Below are 17,608 nucleotides of genomic sequence, written 5' to 3' on the forward strand. Positions count from 1 at the left end.
AGGTGCTGGGGGTCGCTCGGCCCGGATCGGGCTTCCCATAGGATAAGCGGCTCGCTGCCCGCCGGGGGTGCGTTCGGGGACGGCTCACACCCCGCCGCCCACCCGTCGGCCGCCCCTGCCGACCACCCCTCGGACCACCCCGTGCCGGGCGCCCCGCGCGAGGCCTAGGCTCCTTAACTGGTCGCGCCACGCCCCGGCCGACCCGAGACCCGAGGAGCCCGTCACGTCCACCATCGCCCCGCGTCGCTTCGGCGCTCTCCGCGACCGCCATTCGCGGCCGTACCTGATCACCGCGGGCCTATCGATGATGGCCGACAACATCGAGCACGTCATCACCTACTGGTTCCTGTGGCAGGCCTTCCACTCCTCCGCCCTCGTCGGCTTCCAGGTGATCAGCCACTGGCTGCCTTTCCTGCTGTGCTCGGTGTGGTTCGGGGAGCTCGCCGAGCGGTACGACTGCCGGCGCATCATCCAGATCGCGCAGGGCCTGTTCGCGTTCGTGTCGATCGCGTGGGGCGTCTTGTTCCTCACCGACAGCCTGCAGATGTGGCAGGCGTGCGTGCTGCTGGTGCTGCACGGCTGCGCAGGCGCGCTGTGGGGCCCGGCCGAGCAGCTGATGCTGCACGACTTCGCCGAGCCGAAGGAGCTCCCCGGCGCGGTGCGGCTGAACGCGACCTTCAAGAGCCTCGGAGTCCTCGCGGGGCCGGTGGTCGGCTCGGCGCTGCTGCTCGCCCTCGGCCCGGGCATCGGGATCCTCGCGAACGTGCTGTTCTACGTGCCGATGACGCTGCTCATGCTGCGCACCCCGTTCACGGGGCACAGCCGGGACGGGTTCCTGCGCCGCGAGCGGCTGGGCCCGATCCGCTCCCTGGGCGTGCTGCGCACCGTCGCCGGCGACCGGGTGCTGGTCTCGATGATCGCGCTCGGCGGGCTGATCGCCGTCGGCGTCGGATCCTCGCTGCAGGTCGCGATGCCGTCGCTGGCCGATGCGCTCGGGGCCGGGGACGCGGGCGCCGCCTACGGCCTGCTGCTCTTCGCCAACGGCGCGGGCGGCGTGCTGGGCGGCTTCCTGCTCGAGGCGACCGGGGTGATCAGGCCCAGCACGCGGGCGGCGGTGGTCGCGACCTTCCTGTTCGGGGTGACGACGATGGTCGTCGCCACCTCGCCCAGCTACGCGCTGACGATCCTCGCGCTCGTGATCGGCGGCGTCGCGAACCTCGCCTCGATGACCATCGGCCAGGCGGTCGTGCAGCTGCGGGCGCCCGTCGAGCAGCGCGGCCGCGTGATCGGCGTGTACAGCATGCTCACCACGGGCCTGCGCACCGGCAACGGCGTGACCCTCGCCGTCCTCGGCTCGTTCATCGGGGTGACCGGCACGGTGCTCGTGGGCGGGGTGACGCTCGCGGTGGGCGCCGTGGTCATCGCGGCGCTGATCGCGCTCGCGGCGCGGGGCCGACGGCGGGCGGCCGACGGGGCGGCGCCGGTCGGCGAGTGATCGGGGACGGCCGACGGGTGACACTCGCGGTGCGTCAGCGCCCGGACGCCACCGACCAGCACCGGAGCGGGAGCGTCCCCGTACCGCTGACGCGTCGGGTCTCGATCCGGCCTCCGCAGCGTCCTGCATCCTGCTCAGGACCCCTCTGCGGAGCTAGCCTCAGGGCGTAGCGCGACTGGGCGCTCTCGACAGGAGCGGGGTATTCCGATGACGACGTCCTCCATCGCGTTCTCGGCGGCGTGGGCCGACGTGGCGATCGCCCGGGTGGCTGGAGTCGTGACGATCGTCGCCATCGCCGCCCTCTCGGGATGCACCCCCTCGGGCGGAGACCGGGAAGCAGAAGGCACACCTGTCCAGGCCGGGGGATTGGACTGGGTGCAGTACACGGCGACCGGATCCGGAGGGGACGCAGCCGAGGCTAGTGGGACGATCGTCGACGTGGATGGTTGCCTCGGAGTCGACGACGATGACGACGACTCCACCGAGGGGATTCTGCTGGCGTTCAGCGCTGATGATGCGCGCCCGCGGACCCTGAAGGAGGGAGATCACTTCACCGGAACTGGAGGCTATGTGTCCGCGACGAGTGCTGACGACCTGGAGATCCCCGATTCCTGCACCGGTGTGGAGACCGTCTTCATCGTGGCGGTCGAAGGATAGGTGCCGTCCGTCGTCGACGGCTGGAGGCGTCGCCCGGGTACCGAGCCCACCCGGCGGCCCGCCGGAGGCTGTGGCTCAGTACCCGAACGCCAGCGGGGCCGACGGGTCCGTCTCGACCCACACCGCCTTCGGCGTCGAGTACTCGAGCAGCCCGTCGTGCCCGCTGGAGCGTCCCGAGCCCGAGTGGCCGAAGCCGCCGAAGGGCGCCATGACGTTGATGGTCTTGTAGCTGTTGACCCACACGGTGCCGGCCCGCAGGGCCCGTGCGACCCGGTGCGCGCGGTCCACGGCCGAGGTCCAGACGGCGCCCGCGAGGCCGAAGTCGGTGGCGTTCGCGAGGGCGATCGCCTCCTCCTCGTCCTCGAAGGGGATCGCGGCGACGACCGGTCCGAAGACCTCCTGCTGGGCGATGGGGTCCGTGTTGGAGACCCCGGCGAGCAGCGTCGGCGGGAAGAAGAAGCCCGGACGGTCGAGCGTCGCACCTCCGGTGAGCACGTCGGCCGCTGGAGCAGCCTCGCCCACGAGCGCCGCGATCCTCTCGAGCTGGGCGCGGTTCTGGATCGGGCCCACCTGCGTCGCCGGGTCCGTCGCGTCCCCCTGGCGGAGGGAGGCGGCGAGCGCGGCGAGCTTCTCCACCACCTGGTCGTGGACGGAGAGGTGCACCAGCAGTCGGGAGCCGGCCACGCAGCTCTGCCCCGCCCCGGAGAAGACGGCGGCCGCCGCCCCGGCGACGGCGCGGTCGAGGTCCGCGTCGGCGAAGACGATGTTGGCGCTCTTCCCGCCGAGCTCGAGCACGGAGGGCGTGAGCTGCGCGGCGGCGTCGGCGGCGATCCGACGGCCGGTGGCCGGCGACCCGACGAACACCACCTTCGCCACCTCGGGATGGGTGACCAGCCGGTTGCCGGCGGTCGGGCCCAGACCCGCGAGGACGTTGACGAGGCCGCGAGGTGTGCCCGCCCGCTCGGCCAGCCGCGCGAGGAGCAGCGAGGTGAGCGGGCTCAGCTCGGACGGCTTGAGCACCACGCCGTTGCCGGCGGCGAGCGCGGGGGCGAGCTGCCAGCCCGCAGTGAAGATCGGGGCGTTCCACGGGGTCATCTGCGCGACCACGCCGTACGGCTCGCGCAGCGTGTAGGTGAGGTGGCTCGTGGGGACGGGGATGACCTCGCCGTGCTGCTTGTCGGCCCAGCCGGCGTAGTACTCGAACATCTCGGCGACCTTGGTGACCTCGGCCGTCGCGTCCTTCAGGAGCTTCCCCGCGGTGCGGGACTCGAGGCGGGCTAGCGGCTCGAGGTGCGCGCGGACCTCGGCCCCGATCGCCCAGAGCACGCGGCCGCGGGAGGAGGCGGTGAGCGACCACCACTCGCGCTGGGCCCGTCGGGCGGCCGCGATGGCGGCGTCGACCGCCTCGCGGCCGCCGTCGGCGTAGGCGACGAGGTCGGTGCCGCTCGACGGGTCGACGAGGGTGACCTCCTCCCCCGCGCCCGGGAGGATCTCGCCATCGACGTAGCTGCCCACCGTGTCGCTGCCCAGGAGCTCGGTCCAGAGGCTCAGCTCGGGGACGGCGGGGGTCCGGGTCGGAACGGTCATCGTGCGGTCACCATCCTGTTGAAGTCGTCGCGGGGGCCGGTGGTGCGGAGGAGCTCGTCCCACATGGAGCGGGCCGCCTCGACCAGGGGCGAGGAGACGCCGAGGTCCGCGGTGAGATCCGCGGCGAGGCCCACGTCACGGGTCATGAGGCCGACGGGGAACCCGGAGTCGTAGCTGTCGCTGAGCACCCAGCGAGGCAGGTTCACCTCGGTGACGGCGGAGCGGCCCGACGCGGTGTTCAGCGCGGCGAGCAGGCGATCCAGGTCGACTTCGGAGGCCTCAGCGGCTCCGTGGAGGGCGCGCGCCGCGGCGAGGTGGATGCCGCACAGGAGGTTGTTGAGCAGCTTCGCGGTGCTGCCGGCGCCGGTCGTGCCGATGTGGTGGACCTGGGCGGCGAGCGGCTCGAGCGCGGCCAGCACCTCCGCGAGGCGCTCCTCGGGGCAGCCGAGGAAGACGGTGAGCGAGCCGGTGGCGGCCCCCGCCGGGCCCCCGCTCACGGGGGCGTCGACCAGCAGGTGACCCGCCGCGGCGAGCACCTCCGCCCTCCGCCGGGAATCGCCCGGCGGGCAGGTGCTCGCGTCGATCACGAGTCGCGGGCCGGGGGCGGCGAGCAGGTCCGGCAGGAGCTCGTCGACCTGGGCGGTGCCGGGCAGGGAGAGGACCAGGACCTCCGCCTCCGCGATCGCCTCGGCCGCCGACACCCGCCGGGCGCCCCCGGGGGTGGGGACGGGGCCGGGATCCACGCCGAGCACGGGATGTCCGGCGCGGAGGAGGCTCGCGGTCATGCCGCCGCCCATGTGCCCGAGGCCGAAGACCGCCCGGGGCGCGAGATCCTGCGAGCTGGTGGGGTCCGGGCAGGGTGCGGGCGCGGTCATCACACGGCTCCCGTCAGTCGGAGGGTCAGCTCGGCGATGAGGACCGAGCCGATGTAGGTGCCGAGGAAGACGAGGACGGCGATCAGAAGGATCTTCCACCCCGAGCGCTTGAGCACGTCGATCTCCAGCTTGGAGATCGCGAAGCCTGCGTAGGCGAGCGGGGGCACCGCGAGGGCCAGGAAGTCGATGCCCTCGACGAGCGGGAAGACCGCCCCCGCCCAGGGCAGCATCGGGAGGGTGAGCACCACGGCGACCAGGGAGATCCAGGCGACCGAGGGCAGCCGCAGCGGGACATAGCGCGTCAGCAGCAGGCCCACGATGCACATGCCGTACAGGACGGCGAGCCCGATGACGATGTCGAGGAGGCCCAGATCGGTCGCGATGGCCTGGATGGGCACCGAGATGAGGGAGATCAGCGCGAGATCGCGCAGGGTGCGCCCCAGATCCATCTTCCGCTCGTCGGCCTCGGCGTAGTCGAGGTCGGCGAGGTCGTCGGCGGGGCGGTCGGGGGTGGCGTCGGCGGTGGTCATCAGGCGGCCTCTCCCTGGGTGCGGGCGGTGGAGCTGACGTGGTTCAGCGGGTCGTCGGGGCGGGAGCGGCGGTACATCCACTCCACGAGCGGGAGGGCGACGAAGAGGCTCACGTACATGCCGGTCGCGTAGGTGAGCAGGTTCGAGGAGCCCGCGAGGGCGGTGATCGACTCGGTGTCCGCGGGGTTCGCGGCCGCGAGCGCGCCGGAGCAGGCGGCCATCATCGAGCCGGAGCCGACGCCGCAGGCCATGGCGAGCGCCTCGAGGCTGAACACCCCGAGGCCGTCGAGCAGCGAGGCGATGATCGCGAAGATGAAGGTGCCGAAGAGGGTGCCCATCACGTAGACGCCGAGCACGCCTGTGCCCTCCGCGCTGCGCAGGCCGTAACGGTCGGCGACGATCGCGATGTTCGGCTCGCGGGCGATGGAGTGGACGGCGCCGATGGACTCGCGGCCCATGCGCAGGACCCACACCGCGATCGGGAAGGCCAGCACGATCGTGCCGAGGTTGCCGATCTCCTGCAGGAGGAGGGCGGGGCCGGAGCGGATGACGAGCTCGATGCCGGGGCCGATGTCGGCGCCGAACCGGGCGATGAACGGCATGATCGCGACGACGATCAGGGGGCTGGCCGCCGCGACCCGGCGTACGGGCATGATCCGCGAGACCGCGGGGACGATGTTGGGGTTGAGCAGCAGCGCCAGCGCGAAGGCGAAGAGCATGGGCAGCAGCAGGATCGTGCCGATGCCGATGGGGATGCGCAGGATCCCGATCAGCTGGCTGACGACGCCGATGACCAGGACCGCCAGGTGCAGGGGCCAGAGCCGGGCCAGTCCGCGGACTGTCTCCATGAGGACTCCTCGGGGACGGGGCCGACGGGCGCTCCTCGTCGTCGAGGGGGCGCGGGTCGGCGGGTGGGGAGGGATCCTTGGAGCGTAGGAGGTCCGCGGCGCACCGGGAAGACCTCGATCGGGCGACACGGTGTTGTCCGCACGGCAACGCTCAGGGGTTCTCGCCAGCCATCCAGCGGGAGCAGGCCTGCAGCAGTGCTCGGGAGGCGGGTGGGAGTCGACGGTCGCGGCGCACCATGAGCGCGGAGCGCACCGCGCGCAGGTGGTCGTCGGCGATGTCGAAGGTCTGCAGGGCGCGGCCCGCGGGGCGCGGGCTGAGGAAGACCGGCGGGAGCAGCGAGACGGCACGGCCCCGCGCCACGGCGCCGAGGAGGACCGTCTGCGAGTCGGTCTCCAGCACCGTCCGTACGCCCACGGTGTGGACGCGGAGGAACTCGTCGTGGAGGGCGCGTAGCCCGAACCCGCGGGCCATCACCGCCACGTCCAGGCCCTCGAGGTCCGACGGCGCGAGGACCGCGCCCTCGGGATGCGCGGCCGCCACCGGGTGATCGGCCGCGCAGGTGAGCCGCAGCGGCTCGGGGGCCTCACGGAGCACCGCGACCCGCGGGTGAGGCGCGGGGTGCAGGGCGATCGCGACATCGGCGTCGTCCCGGGCGAGCGTCTCGACCATCGAGTCGGTGCCCCCGGCCTGCACCACGATCGTCACGTCCGGATGCGCGCGCTGGAAGGGGTCGAGCACGTGCTCGTCGACCTGCTCGAGGAAGCCGAGGCCCACCGCGAGCCGCACCGTGCCGGTCGCGGCGCTCCTCCCCAGGGCGACCTCGTCGACGAACAGCGCGTCGAGGTCCCGGCGCTCCAGGGCGTAGCGCACCGCGACCCGCCCCAGCTCCGTGACCCGGGCCCCATCGGCCCCGCGCTCGAACAGCGTCTCGCCCAGCCGGCGCTCCGCGGCCGCGATCGTGCGCTGGACGGCCGACGGCGCGATGCCCAGGTCCCGGGCCGCCGCCCGCAGGGAGCCCGCCTGCGCGACCGCGAGGATGCAGCGCAGCGTCCGGTCCTCGAGCACCGGCTCCCCCGCCGTGTGCACCTCAGCCCCCGGCGAGCGCGACCGGCTGCCCGGTCCGCACCGACTCCTGGGCGGCGGCGACGATGCGGACGGTCGCCAGGCCGACCTGGCCCGTCGGCGCGACCGCCTCCCCGGCGCGGACCGCGGCGAGGAAGGCATGGAGCATCTCCGCGTCGAGGTCCACGCCGTAGGGCAGCCAGCGGCCGGGGCCGCCGACGTGCTGGGCGAAGGCGTCGATCTGCATCTGTCCGCCGGTGCCGACGGCCTGCAGGGTGAGGCCGCCCCAGGTGGGGGCGTCGACCGGCTGCGACCAGGAGCAGTCGATCGTGGCGACCGTGCCGCTCGCGTAGGTGAGGGTGACGAGGCCGCCGGTCTCGGCGCCGGCCCCGGCGCGGTCGGCGCTGAGGATCCGGTTGGTCACGGCGTGGACGGTCGCGGGCGGGCCGAAGATCTCGTCGAGGATCTGGGCGACGTGGACGGTGTGGTCGACGAGGCTGCCGCCGCCGGAGAGCTCCACGTCGGTGAACCAGTCGCGGGCCGTGGGCAGCATGCCGTTGTTGGTGCCGGTCAGGCCGATGACCTGGCCGAGCCGGCCGTCGGCGATCGCGGCGCGGAGGGTCTGCACGGCGGGCGAGAAGTGGACGGGGAAGGCGGTCATCAGCACCACCCCGGCCTCGCGGCAGGCGGCGACCATCTCCTCGGCGTCGGCGACGGTGGTCGCGAGCGGCTTCTCGCACAGCACGTGGACGCCGCAGCGGGCGGCCTCCAGCACGAGCTCCTTGTGGTGGGCGTTCGCGCTGGTCACGATCACGGCGTCGGGCCCCTCGGGCCAGGCCGTCCACGCCTCGTCGTAGCTGCCGACGACCAGCTGCGCGGTCACGTCGCCGAAGCCGTCGGGATCGGCGACGACGAGGTCGACGTCCTCGCGGGCGTCGAGCAGGGCGGCATAGCCGGCGGCGTGGGTGTGGGCGCAGCTCAGCAGCGCCACGCGCAGCGGCTCGACGGGGGCCGCCGACGGGAGGGCATTCTCGGGGGTCAGCATGCGATGCTCCGTCCGGTGCTCAGGGACTCGAGGGCGGCGCGGGCGACCTCAACGGCGCGGACCCCGTCGGCCGCGGAGACGCGCGGGGCCTCGCCGGTGCGCAGCGCGCGGACCGCGGCGAGGATCTCCTCCGCGTAGGGGCTGCGCAGTCCGGTGACGTCGGGCAGGTAGTCGTCGTCGGCGCCTTGACCGGCGGCGGCGACCTCGTCGAGGCGCACCTCCGGATCCGCGGCCGAGTCGTACTGGAGGCGGCCGGCGTCACCCGCGAGGTCGAAGGTGTAGCGGAAGACGGTGCCGGGCGGGCCCCAGAAGCCGCGGCAGTGGCTGATCGCGCCGCTCTCGTGGGTGAGGACCACGTGGGCGGTGCGCACGGTCGCGTCGCCGTCGGCCATGGACTGCTGGGCGTAGACCCGCTCGGCGGGCCCGGCGAGCCACAGCGCCTGGTCGATGTCGTGGATCATCTGGTCCATGACCAGCCCGCCGGACTGCGCCTCGTCCGCGAACCACGGCTGCTTCGGGAAGGAGCCGGTGCGCTCGAAGCGGAGCACGGCGAGGCGGCCGATCGCGCCGTCCACGATGGCCCGCTGCGCCGCGGCGTACTGCGGGAAGAAGCGGACCACGTGCGCGGGGAAGAGCATCCGGCCCGCGCGCTCGGCGTGCTCGGCGACGGCCCGGGCGTCCTCGGCGGTCAGGGTCAGCGGCTTCTCGCACACCACGTGGCGGCCCGCGTCGAGCGCCCGGTGGATCAGCTCGGCGTGCAAGGGGGTGGGGGCGCAGATGTCGACAATGTCCACCGCGGCGAGCAGCGCCTCGAGGGTCTCGTGGGGGCGGGCGCCGAACTCGGCGGCGAACTCCGCGGCACCGTCGAGGCTGTGGCAGTGCAGCTCCGCCCCGGCCTCGATCCATCCGGGGGCGTGGGCGCGGGAGATCCCGCCGGTGCCGATGATGCCGACGCGGAGGGACTCCGGCGGGGCCTTCAGGGACATGGGTGCTCTCCGTCGTCGGAGCGGTCACGGTCGACGACGATCCTAGTCAGAGGGGTGACCGGGTGGGGCAGGTCCGACGTCCCCGATCCGTCGGCGCCGGTCCGCCCGGGTCAGGTCGCTGGCGCCGTGCTGCCCCGGAGGACCAGCCGGTGCGGGGCCTGGACGACCCGGGGCGGCCCGTCGTAGCCGTCGATCCGCTCGATCAGCAGGTCGAGCACCATCGCGGCGAGGGTGTCCTTGTCGGGGTCGATCGTGGTCAGCGGCGGCGTGGTGAGGGCGGCGTCGTGGATGTCGTCGTGCCCGATCACGGCCACGTCCCCGGGGACGTCGACCCCGGCGGCCCGCAGCCCCATGAGCACGCCGCGGGCGAGGTCGTCGTTGCCGCAGACGATCCCGTCGATCCCGGGATGGGAGCCCAGCAGCGTCCGCACCGCGGCGAGGCCGCCCTCCTGGCTCCAGGATCCGACCACCTGCTCCACGGGCTCGATCCCCCCGGCCTCGGCGAGGGCGCGGTGGTAGCCGCGCAGGCGGAGGTGACTCGTGGAGTGGGCCTGCCGGGCGATGGGGTCGGCGAGGGTGCCGAGATAGGCGGGGCGGGTGCGGCCGAGCTCGAGCAGGTGCCGGGTCGCGTCGTAGGCCGCTCCCGGGTTGTCGGTGCGCACGTAGTCGCTGCCGAGCGGGAGGTCCGCCTCCTCGACGTGCTCGCCGATGAAGACGGTCGGCTGGATGGTGCGGTCCAGCGCGGCGAGCACGTCCTCGCCGATCTCGAGCGGGTTGAAGACGACGCCGTCGCCGAGCACGCGGGTGAAGCCGGAGAGGACGCTGCGCTCCTCCTGGGCCCCGGCGGCGGTCGAGTGGAGCATGATGCTGCGCCGCCGCCGCTGCGCCTCGTCCGCGAACGCCTGCGCCAGCTCCGAGAAGTAGGTGCTGGCCAGCGACGGGATGGCGAGGGTGATGAGTCCGCTGGTCCCGGTGCGCATCTGCTGGGCACCGACCTGGGGGCGGTAGTTCAGCTCGCGGATCGCCGCCTGGACCTGCTCGCGGGTGCGGGCGCCGACGTTGGGCCGGTTGTTGACGACGTTCGAGACGGTCTTGATGGACACGCCGAGGAGCTCGGCGATGTCCCGCATGGTGGCGTTGCGCCGACGCGGCGGCTCGGCCGGCGGCCGCGTCCCGGCCTCGGTGCTCATGGTCGGAGCGCGGGCCGGGCTGCGGCGTCGCCCTCGGACGGGGCGGCCTGCTCGAGGCGCGCCTGCCAGGCGCGGGTGAGGACATGGGTGGTCACAGCCACCAGGATCCCACCTCCGAGCAGGAGGCCGATCGGCTGGATCACCACGGTCGCAGCCGCCGCCGCGAGGAGCGTCGTCGCCCAGGACGCCGTCGCCACCGGCAGCAGCACCGCCCCGGCGAGCGCGCCCCGCCAGAGCAGCGGAGCCGGAGCCGTCGGCCGCAGGACATGGAGGGCGACGGCATGCGCCGCCCCGATCGTGCCGAGGACGAGCAGGAGCACCGCGGCCGGGAGGCCGACCGGGGCGAACCAGGAGGGCAGCTCCCCGGCCGTGCCGAGGGCCAGGTTCGCCGCGGCCGCGAGGGCGAGGAGCACGAACGGACCGGCCACGAGGTTCGCGGGGACCAGCTCGCGCCGGTACCGGCGCAGCAGATCGCGCCCCCGCGCCCCGAGCCCGGGGCCCCCGGCCGGCGGGGCCCCGCCGTCGGCCGCCGCGCCGCGCCGCAGCTCGGCGACCAGCACGGTGGTGGCCGGGGCGAGGCCGCCCACCACGCCGCCGGCGAGGACCAGCACGACCCAGGCGAGATGGAGCAGCAGCAGCCGCGGCACCCAGGCGAGGGCGGCCATGACCCCGCCCAGCGCCCCGCCCACCGGCGCGTCCGCCGCCGTCGGACCGCCGGGCCGTTCCGCCATCGCTCAGCCCTTGTTGCCGGTCAGGGCAATGGACTCGATGATCTGCCGCTGGAAGAGCAGGAAGACGACCAGCACCGGCAGCAGCGCGACGATCGATGCCGCCATGATCAGCGGGTAGTCCGTCTGGACCGCGTAGGTCGCGTTGAAGTTCGCGATCACCAGCTGCAGGGTGTGCACGTTCTCCGAGTTCAGGTAGATGATCGGCCCCAGGTAGTCGTTCCAGGTGCCCATGAACCACAGGATCACCTGGGCGGCGATCGCGGGACGGATCAGCGGGAGCACGATCCGGGCGAAGATCTGGGGGTGGGTCGCGCCGTCGATCACGGCCGCCTCGATGAGCGAGTCGGGCACGCTCATCAGGTACTGACGCAGGAAGAACACCATCATCAGGTTGCCGAACAGGCCCGGCACGATGAGCGGCAGCAGGGTGTCGACCCAGCCGATCTGCGAGAACAGCATGAACGTCGGGATCATGAGCGCGGGGAACGGGATCATGATCCCCGCGAGCAGGGCCAGGAAGATCGCGTTCTTCCCCGGGATCCGCAGCTTCGAGAAGCCGTAGGCGGCGTAGCACGAGGTCACGGTGCCGACGGTGATCACGGTGAGCGAGACGATCGAGGAGTTCACGATGCCGCTGAGCAGCGGCCCCGCCTCCCAGATCCGCAGGTAGTTCCCCCATTCGACGGGGTCCGGGATCCACTGGGGAGGCAGGATGAACACGTTCTCCTGCGTCTTCAGCGAGGTCGAGAGCATCCAGGCCAGCGGCAGCAGCATGGTGATCGCCCCGAGGCAGAGGACGACGAAGACGATCACATCGGCCGGGGAGCGGAAGGCGCGCTCGCTCCGGGGCCTCCGGGAGCGGAGCCCGCCGGCGCCGGAGGTCGGGAGCGGGGCGGTCGGGACGGCACTGGTGGCAGCCATGTCGGGCCTCCTCATTCCACCGTGAAGACGTTGCGGGAGTTGAGGTAGAACTGGACGGCCGTGACCACGAAGATCAGGAGCCCCAGCACGAGGCTCATCGCGGTCGCATAGCCCAGCTTCAGGTTCTGGAAGCCCTGCTGCCAGATGTACCAGACGATGGTGGCGGAGCCGAACTCGGGGCCGCCCGTCGGGGTCATGATGTTGATCTCCGCGAACATCTGCGCACCGCCGATGATCCCGGTGACGACCAGGAAGAACGTGACGGGGCTCAGCATCGGCAGCACCACGTGGCGGAAGCGCAGCCAGGCCCCGGCGCCGTCGAGCATCGCGGCCTCGAGCAGAGTGCGGGGCACCGACTGGAGCGCCGCGAGGTAGAGCAGCGTCGAGAAGCCGATCCCCTTCCACACGCCCATGATGATGAGCGCGGGCTTGACCCAGACCTTCTCGGCCAGCCAGTTCGGACCCTCGATGCCGACGCCGGCGAGGAGCTGGTTGACCAGGCCGAAGTCGCCGTTGAGCGCCCACTGCCAGAGGATCGAGATCGCGGCCACCGAGCTCACGCCCGGCAGGTAGTAGATGACGCGGAAGGCGGCCCGGCCGGGGATGCGCCGGTTCAGGGCGAGGGCCAGGGCGAGCGAGATCGCGAGCCCGATCGGGATCCCCAGCATGAGGAACGCGGTGTTCGCGAGGGACTGCCAGAACTGCGGATCGGCGGCCATGGTGCGCAGGTTCGTCCAGCCGGAGAACAGCGGGGCCGACAGCCCGTTCCAGTGGGTGAACGAGGCGTAGAAGGAGAAGAGCAGCGGCGCCAGCGCGAAGAGGGCGAAGCCGATCACCGGCGGCGCGATGAAGATCCGGCCCCAGAACCTCTCGGGCTGGGTGAGTCGGCCGCGGCCGGGCCGGCGCGCGGAGGTTCCCGCGACGCCGACGGGGGCGGGCGCGGTGGTGGTGGTGAGGGTGCTCATCGGGCGTTCGCCTCCCGGTCGATGAGGAACTGCTCGTGTCCGGTGTCGAGGAACTGCTGCATGACGGGCTGGGTCTCGGCGAGGTACTCGGCCGCTCCCCGGCGTCCCTCGAGCACGGGCTGAAGGTTGGTGTGGAAGGCGTTCAGCCACTCCGGGGTGTACGTGAGCATGTCGGGGACGAAGCGTCCGTAGTCCTCGACGACGTCGATGTACTCCTGCTTGTTCTGCGGCTCGGAGGAGGTGTCCTGCACCCACTCGGCCGCATGGGTGCGGGTGTTGGGGATGGTCTGCCCCTCGCCGACGATGAGGGCCTGCGCCTCGGGGTCGCAGGCCAGGAACATGGCGAGCTCCGCGGCCGCCTCGGGGTTGCGGCTGGTCGCGGAGACGCCGATGCCGAGGGACCCGATGAACGTCGCGGAGGTGCCGGTCGCTCCGGCCGGGTACGGGCAGAGGTCGAAGTCGAAGTCGAGGGTGCGGTAGAGGGTGAGGTCCCAGGGGGCGACGGGGAAGAAGCCGATCTGGCCGCGCAGCCAGCGCTGGTAGCCGTCCAGGCCCTCGGTCTCGTTGATCGAGGGGGTCACGCCGTGGACTTCCCTCAGGTCGACCACGTACTGCAGCGCCTCCGCGAACTCGGGGGTGTCCACGGTGACGGTGCGGAGGTCCTCGCTGAGCCAGTTCCCGCCGTTCGACCACACGTAGGAGTGGATCTCGGCCCCGATGTTGACCGAGGTCCCCCAGGAGTCGGTCGCGCCGTCGCCGTCGCGGTCCTGGGTCAGCTGCTGGCAGCGGGCCAGGAACTCGTCCCACGTCAGCGGTGCTTCCGGATCGGGCGGCTCCACGCCCAGCTCCTCGAAGAGCGTCCTGTTGTAGCCGAAAGAGAACGGTCCGAGGTCCTTCGGCATGCCGTAGATCGGGCCCTGTCCGCGCTGATCGCCGTCGAAGCGGTAGAGCTCGAGGCCGGCGGGCCAGATGTCGTCCACGGGCAGCGAGGTCGCCTCGACGTAGGGGGTGAGGTCGGCGAGGACCCCGTTGACCATGTAGGCCGTGGCCCGGGAGGCGTCGAAGTAGAAGACGTCCGGGGTGGAGTTGCCGAGGATCGCCGTCTGCAGCTTCGTGCCGTACTGGTCGGCGGAGGTGGAGATCAGGTCCACGCGCTGCCCGGTGCGCTCCTGGAAGATGTCCACGGCGCGGCTGAAGACGTCCCGCTCCTCGGTCGAGCCGCGGAACATGAAGGTCAGGCGGTCGGGGTCGGAGGAGTGGAGGTTGCCGCAGCCGGTGGCGAGCCCCGTCGCCCCGGCTGCGGCGGCGCCCAGGGCGCCGGCGAGGAATCGTCGTCGTCTCATCGTGTTCCGTTCTGTCTCGTCGTCGAGACCGACCCGGCGGCCCGTGCCGACCGGGGTGGGACGTCGGGGCCCCCTATGGCCGTCCGACCCCTCGCAGTCACGAATTCCTGTGAGGTGTGGCACAAGGTACATCGTTGAACTAGAGTCGGCAACCACCCGCCGCCCCACTCCCGGGAGTCATCGATGACCCTGCACGGCACCCTCCACCTCCACCCCGCCCACGTCGTCGGCCCGGTCCGGCGGCGCACCTTCGGCAGCTTCGTCGAGCACATGGCGCGCTGCGTGCACACGGGGATCCACGAGCCGGGGCACCCGTCGGCCGACGCCGACGGGCTGCGCACCGACGTGCTCGACCTGACCCGCGAGCTGGGCGTCAGCACCGTCCGCTATCCGGGCGGGAACTTCGTCTCCGGCTACCGCTGGGAGGACGGCGTGGGACCGATCGAGGAGCGGCCCGTGCGCCGGGACCTCGCCTGGCACTCGACCGAGACCAACGCCTTCGGGCTCGACGAGTTCATGACCTGGGTGGAGCGGGCGGGCGTCGAGCCGATGTACGCGATCAACCTCGGCACCCGCGGCGTCCCGGAGGCGCTGGACGTGCTCGAGTACGCGACCGGCGCCCCCGGCACCGAGCTCGCCGACCGTCGCGCGGCGAACGGGCACCCCGAGCCGTACCCGATCCGGATGTGGTGCCTCGGCAACGAGATGGACGGGCCGTGGCAGCTGGGGCACCGGCCCGCCGCGGACTACGCGCGCCTCGCCGCGGAGGCCGCCCGGGCGATGCGCCGCGCCGACCCCGATCTCGAGCTCGTGGCCTGCGGCTCCTCCCACGCCTCGATGCCCACCTTCCCCGCCTGGGAGCAGGCGGTGCTCGAGGCCGGGTACGACGAGGTCGACATGGTCTCCGCGCACGTCTACTACGGCGAGCGCGACGGCGACCGGGCCTCCTATCTCGCGGTCGCCGACGACCTCGACGCCTATCTCGACGCCGTCGCCGCGACCGTCGATCACGTGCGCGCCCTGCGCCGCGGCGACAAGCGGGTCATGATCAGCGTCGACGAGTGGAACGTGACCGGCTCCGGCCAGGGCGACGCCGGGGAGGAGCCGAGCGGCGCGGACTGGCCCGTCGCCCCGCGCTTCGCCGAGGTCACCTACACGGCGCAGGACGCGGTGATCGTCGGCTCGCTGCTGATCTGCCTGCTGCGGCACACGGACCGCGTCGCCTCGGCCTCGCAGGCGCAGCTGGTCAACGTGCTCGGCCCGATCCGCACCGTTCCTGGTGGGGCGGCCTGGCGGCAGACCATCTTCCACCCCTTTGCGCTCACCTCCCGGCACGTCTCCGGCGAGGTGCTGCGCGTCGCGATCGACACCCCGCGCGCCGAGAACGCCCGCTTCGGGGAGAGCGCCGTGCTGGACGCGGTCGCCACCTGGGACGCGGAGGCCGGCCAGCTCGTGGTCCTCGCCGTCAACCGCTCGGTCGACCAGGAGCTCGCACTCGAGGTGCCGCTGACCGGGTTCGCGGGGCTCGAGCTGATTGAGGCTGTCGCCCTGCACGAGGAGGACCCGTACGCGACGAACACGGCCGAGGATCCCGACCGCGTGGTCGCACGGGTGCTCGAGGGGGCGAGGGTCGAGGGCGGCGGGGCCGAGGCGGGCGGGGCGGAGGTGGCCGCCGCCTACAGGGACGATCCGACGGGTTCGGCCGGTTCGGATGCCCCGGGAGGTTCGGCCGGCAGGGCGAGCGGCCCCCGGCTGACCGCCACCCTGCCCCCGACCAGCTGGGCGATGTTCCGCCTCGGCCGGAGGGGCTGACCGGGCGATGGCGCCACCGCCGGCCTCCCTCCCACCGGCCCTCCGGCCACGCCCCTCTCCCCACCGGCGACGCCCCCATCCACCGCCCCTCACCGCCGGACCTGCTGAAACTCCGCGCCTGACGTGACCTCACCGACCCACAGAGCGTCAGCTCACGCCACGAACGGAGTTCCAGCAGGCCGACCCCCGACCAGACCAACCCCAACTCCCAACCCACGACCCCACCCCGACAGAAGGACGTGACCGCACCATGCGACGACGCACCGTGACCACTGCCCTGACCGCCGCGCTGACCGCGTCGGCCGCCTCCGCCCTCGCGGCCCCCGCGCTGGCCGAGGACGGCACCCACCCCGCCGACGGCACCGGGCGACCGGGCCGCCCCGGGGACCGTCCGCCCCGGCTGCTCGTGGACGGGACCGGGCTCTACCCGCGGGCCATCCGACTCGCGCACCAGGGGGAGGCCGATGACCGGCTGCTCGCCTCGGTGGTCTCCTTCGACGGGCCCTCCGGCTACGGGGCGATCTGGGAGTCGGTCGACGGCGGCGAGACCTTCGCGCAGGTCGGGACCGTGTCCGACGAGGCGACCGCGGGAGGCGAGGGGCTGTGCTGCGCGACCCTCTACGAGCTGCCGCGCGCCGTCGGGGACCTGCCGGCGGGCACCCTCCTGTGGAGCGCCTCGGTGGGCGCGGACCAGCCGGACCGCCGCATGACCATCCGGATCTGGGCGAGCACGGACGTCGGCCGCACCTGGGAGCGGATCGCGATCACGGCCGTCGCTGCGAACGCCGGCGGGCTGTGGGAGCCCGAGTTCGCCCTCGCCGACGACGACACCCTGGTGCTCTGGTACTGCGACGAGACCGACGGGGAGAGGCACTCGCAGAAGATCGTGCAGCAGACCTCGGTCGACGGTCTGACCTGGACCGATCGGGAGGACACGATCGCCCTCGCGGATCCCGCCGCCCGACCCGGGATGCCCAACGTGCGCCGCCTGAGCACGGGCGACTGGGCCATGAGCTACGAGATCTGCGGCCCCTCGGACCACTGCCGCACCTTCGTGCGCACGGCCCGCGACCCACGCAACTGGGGCCCCGTCACGGCCCGGGACGAGATCATCCGCGCTATCGACGGCACCGAGCCGCGCCACACGCCGACGCTGCTGGTCGACGACGACGGCTCGGTGCTGCTCGGCGCGCAGATGCACTACGGACCGGACGGCGAGACCTCCGCCGCGAACGGCCAGGTCGTCCTGCGCACCCGCAGCCGCTCGCTGAAGGGCCGGGTCCGCTGGATCACGGAGCCCGCACCCGTCCCCGTCGACGAGCCGTGGAACAACTACTGCCCCAACTACTCCCCGACCTTCGTGCGCACCGCCACCGGCCACCTGCTCGAGATCACCTCGGCGCCGACGGACGAGGGCGTGTGCCGTCCCTGGTACGGCTCGACGGGTCGCTGAGGCGAGGCTGGGCACGACTGGGCGCTCGGGGCCGACGGGGGCGTTCCCGCGGGAACGCACCCCCCCGCCCCCACAGCCCGGGGCGCCCGGGCCGCCCCGGCATACTT

At 73.0% G+C, this 17,608-nt stretch carries 16 protein-coding genes; 4 read left to right on the plus strand and 12 right to left on the minus strand.

All coding sequences use genetic code 11. From position 1 onward, the window contains the following. Positions 1 to 286: 286 nt before the first annotated feature. Both V1260_RS05860 and V1260_RS05865 read left to right on the plus strand, forming a co-directional pair. Positions 287 to 1,495 carry an MFS transporter gene (locus V1260_RS05860; RefSeq protein WP_329745889.1) on the plus strand — a complete coding sequence of 403 codons (1,209 nt, stop codon included), beginning with the start codon at positions 287 to 289 and terminating at the stop codon, positions 1,493 to 1,495. 207 nt (positions 1,496 to 1,702) lie between these two features. Beyond that, a complete protein-coding gene (locus V1260_RS05865) occupies positions 1,703 to 2,152 on the plus strand; it encodes a hypothetical protein (protein ID WP_329745874.1) in 450 nt (149 codons plus the stop codon). A gap of 75 nt (positions 2,153 to 2,227) precedes the next feature. Here the strand turns inward: V1260_RS05865 and V1260_RS05870 are convergent, their stop codons facing one another. From V1260_RS05870 to V1260_RS05925, 12 genes are all read right to left on the minus strand, one after another. After that, complete coding sequence (locus tag V1260_RS05870) at positions 2,228 to 3,739, minus strand: aldehyde dehydrogenase family protein (RefSeq protein ID WP_329745875.1); 1,512 nt, start codon at positions 3,737 to 3,739, stop codon at positions 2,228 to 2,230. Continuing rightward, a complete protein-coding gene (locus V1260_RS05875) occupies positions 3,736 to 4,614 on the minus strand; it encodes an NAD(P)-dependent oxidoreductase (protein ID WP_329745876.1) in 879 nt (292 codons plus the stop codon). Before V1260_RS05875 ends, V1260_RS05870 begins: the two co-directional genes overlap by 4 nt. Further along, positions 4,614 to 5,144, minus strand: a complete 531-nt coding sequence (locus tag V1260_RS05880; RefSeq protein ID WP_329745877.1) for a hypothetical protein — start codon at positions 5,142 to 5,144, stop codon at positions 4,614 to 4,616. Before V1260_RS05880 ends, V1260_RS05875 begins: the two co-directional genes overlap by 1 nt. Continuing rightward, positions 5,144 to 5,992, minus strand: a complete 849-nt coding sequence (locus tag V1260_RS05885; RefSeq protein ID WP_329745878.1) for a DUF3100 domain-containing protein — start codon at positions 5,990 to 5,992, stop codon at positions 5,144 to 5,146. Before V1260_RS05885 ends, V1260_RS05880 begins: the two co-directional genes overlap by 1 nt. A 151-nt stretch (positions 5,993 to 6,143) precedes the next feature. Then, positions 6,144 to 7,079, minus strand: coding sequence for a LysR family transcriptional regulator (locus V1260_RS05890; RefSeq protein WP_329745879.1), 936 nt, complete (start codon positions 7,077 to 7,079; stop codon positions 6,144 to 6,146). A 1-nt stretch (position 7,080) separates the two neighbouring features. Beyond that, complete coding sequence (locus V1260_RS05895) at positions 7,081 to 8,100, minus strand: Gfo/Idh/MocA family protein (RefSeq protein WP_329745880.1); 1,020 nt, start codon at positions 8,098 to 8,100, stop codon at positions 7,081 to 7,083. Further along, positions 8,094 to 9,086, minus strand: a complete 993-nt coding sequence (locus V1260_RS05900) for a Gfo/Idh/MocA family protein (protein WP_329745881.1) — start codon at positions 9,084 to 9,086, stop codon at positions 8,094 to 8,096. The genes V1260_RS05895 and V1260_RS05900 overlap by 7 nt, the downstream gene beginning before the upstream one ends. Positions 9,087 to 9,196: 110 nt before the next feature. After that, positions 9,197 to 10,276 (minus strand): LacI family DNA-binding transcriptional regulator, encoded by a 1,080-nt coding sequence (locus V1260_RS05905; protein WP_329745882.1) that lies wholly within the window; start codon positions 10,274 to 10,276, stop codon positions 9,197 to 9,199. Next, a complete protein-coding gene (locus V1260_RS05910) occupies positions 10,273 to 11,007 on the minus strand; it encodes a hypothetical protein (RefSeq protein WP_329745883.1) in 735 nt (244 codons plus the stop codon). The genes V1260_RS05905 and V1260_RS05910 overlap by 4 nt, the downstream gene beginning before the upstream one ends. A 3-nt stretch (positions 11,008 to 11,010) precedes the next feature. Beyond that, entirely contained in the window at positions 11,011 to 11,928 is a 918-nt protein-coding gene (locus V1260_RS05915) for a carbohydrate ABC transporter permease (protein WP_329745884.1), read from the minus strand. 11 nt (positions 11,929 to 11,939) lie between these two features. Next, entirely contained in the window at positions 11,940 to 12,893 is a 954-nt protein-coding gene (locus tag V1260_RS05920; RefSeq protein WP_329745885.1) for a carbohydrate ABC transporter permease, read from the minus strand. Beyond that, on the minus strand, positions 12,890 to 14,236 hold the full coding sequence (locus tag V1260_RS05925) for an ABC transporter substrate-binding protein (RefSeq protein ID WP_329745886.1): 1,347 nt from the start codon (positions 14,234 to 14,236) through the stop codon (positions 12,890 to 12,892). Before V1260_RS05925 ends, V1260_RS05920 begins: the two co-directional genes overlap by 4 nt. Before the next feature lie 183 nt (positions 14,237 to 14,419). Between V1260_RS05925 and V1260_RS05930 the strand changes: the two genes are divergently transcribed. Both V1260_RS05930 and V1260_RS05935 read left to right on the plus strand, forming a co-directional pair. Further along, positions 14,420 to 16,048: an alpha-N-arabinofuranosidase gene (locus V1260_RS05930; RefSeq protein ID WP_329745887.1), complete on the plus strand. Its 1,629-nt coding sequence runs from the start codon at positions 14,420 to 14,422 to the stop codon at positions 16,046 to 16,048. A 250-nt stretch (positions 16,049 to 16,298) separates the two neighbouring features. Then, on the plus strand, positions 16,299 to 17,501 hold the full coding sequence (locus tag V1260_RS05935) for a sialidase family protein (RefSeq protein ID WP_329745888.1): 1,203 nt from the start codon (positions 16,299 to 16,301) through the stop codon (positions 17,499 to 17,501). Positions 17,502 to 17,608: the final 107 nt, after the last annotated feature.

The sequence above is a fragment of the Brachybacterium sp. J144 genome, assembly GCF_036321705.1.
Classification (GTDB): domain Bacteria; phylum Actinomycetota; class Actinomycetes; order Actinomycetales; family Dermabacteraceae; genus Brachybacterium.

Coding starts and splice junctions, on each gene's coding strand:
- V1260_RS05930 (WP_329745887.1), top strand. CDS start 14,420: ATGACCCTGCACGGCACCCTCCACCTCCACCCCGCCCACGTCGTCGGC.
- V1260_RS05910 (WP_329745883.1), bottom strand. CDS start 11,007: ATGGCGGAACGGCCCGGCGGTCCGACGGCGGCGGACGCGCCGGTGGGC.
- V1260_RS05935 (WP_329745888.1), top strand. CDS start 16,299: ATGCGACGACGCACCGTGACCACTGCCCTGACCGCCGCGCTGACCGCG.
- V1260_RS05915 (WP_329745884.1), bottom strand. CDS start 11,928: ATGGCTGCCACCAGTGCCGTCCCGACCGCCCCGCTCCCGACCTCCGGC.
- V1260_RS05880 (WP_329745877.1), bottom strand. CDS start 5,144: ATGACCACCGCCGACGCCACCCCCGACCGCCCCGCCGACGACCTCGCC.
- V1260_RS05905 (WP_329745882.1), bottom strand. CDS start 10,276: ATGAGCACCGAGGCCGGGACGCGGCCGCCGGCCGAGCCGCCGCGTCGG.
- V1260_RS05925 (WP_329745886.1), bottom strand. CDS start 14,236: ATGAGACGACGACGATTCCTCGCCGGCGCCCTGGGCGCCGCCGCAGCC.
- V1260_RS05875 (WP_329745876.1), bottom strand. CDS start 4,614: ATGACCGCGCCCGCACCCTGCCCGGACCCCACCAGCTCGCAGGATCTC.
- V1260_RS05865 (WP_329745874.1), top strand. CDS start 1,703: ATGACGACGTCCTCCATCGCGTTCTCGGCGGCGTGGGCCGACGTGGCG.
- V1260_RS05885 (WP_329745878.1), bottom strand. CDS start 5,992: ATGGAGACAGTCCGCGGACTGGCCCGGCTCTGGCCCCTGCACCTGGCG.
- V1260_RS05895 (WP_329745880.1), bottom strand. CDS start 8,100: ATGCTGACCCCCGAGAATGCCCTCCCGTCGGCGGCCCCCGTCGAGCCG.
- V1260_RS05870 (WP_329745875.1), bottom strand. CDS start 3,739: ATGACCGTTCCGACCCGGACCCCCGCCGTCCCCGAGCTGAGCCTCTGG.
- V1260_RS05920 (WP_329745885.1), bottom strand. CDS start 12,893: ATGAGCACCCTCACCACCACCACCGCGCCCGCCCCCGTCGGCGTCGCG.
- V1260_RS05900 (WP_329745881.1), bottom strand. CDS start 9,086: ATGTCCCTGAAGGCCCCGCCGGAGTCCCTCCGCGTCGGCATCATCGGC.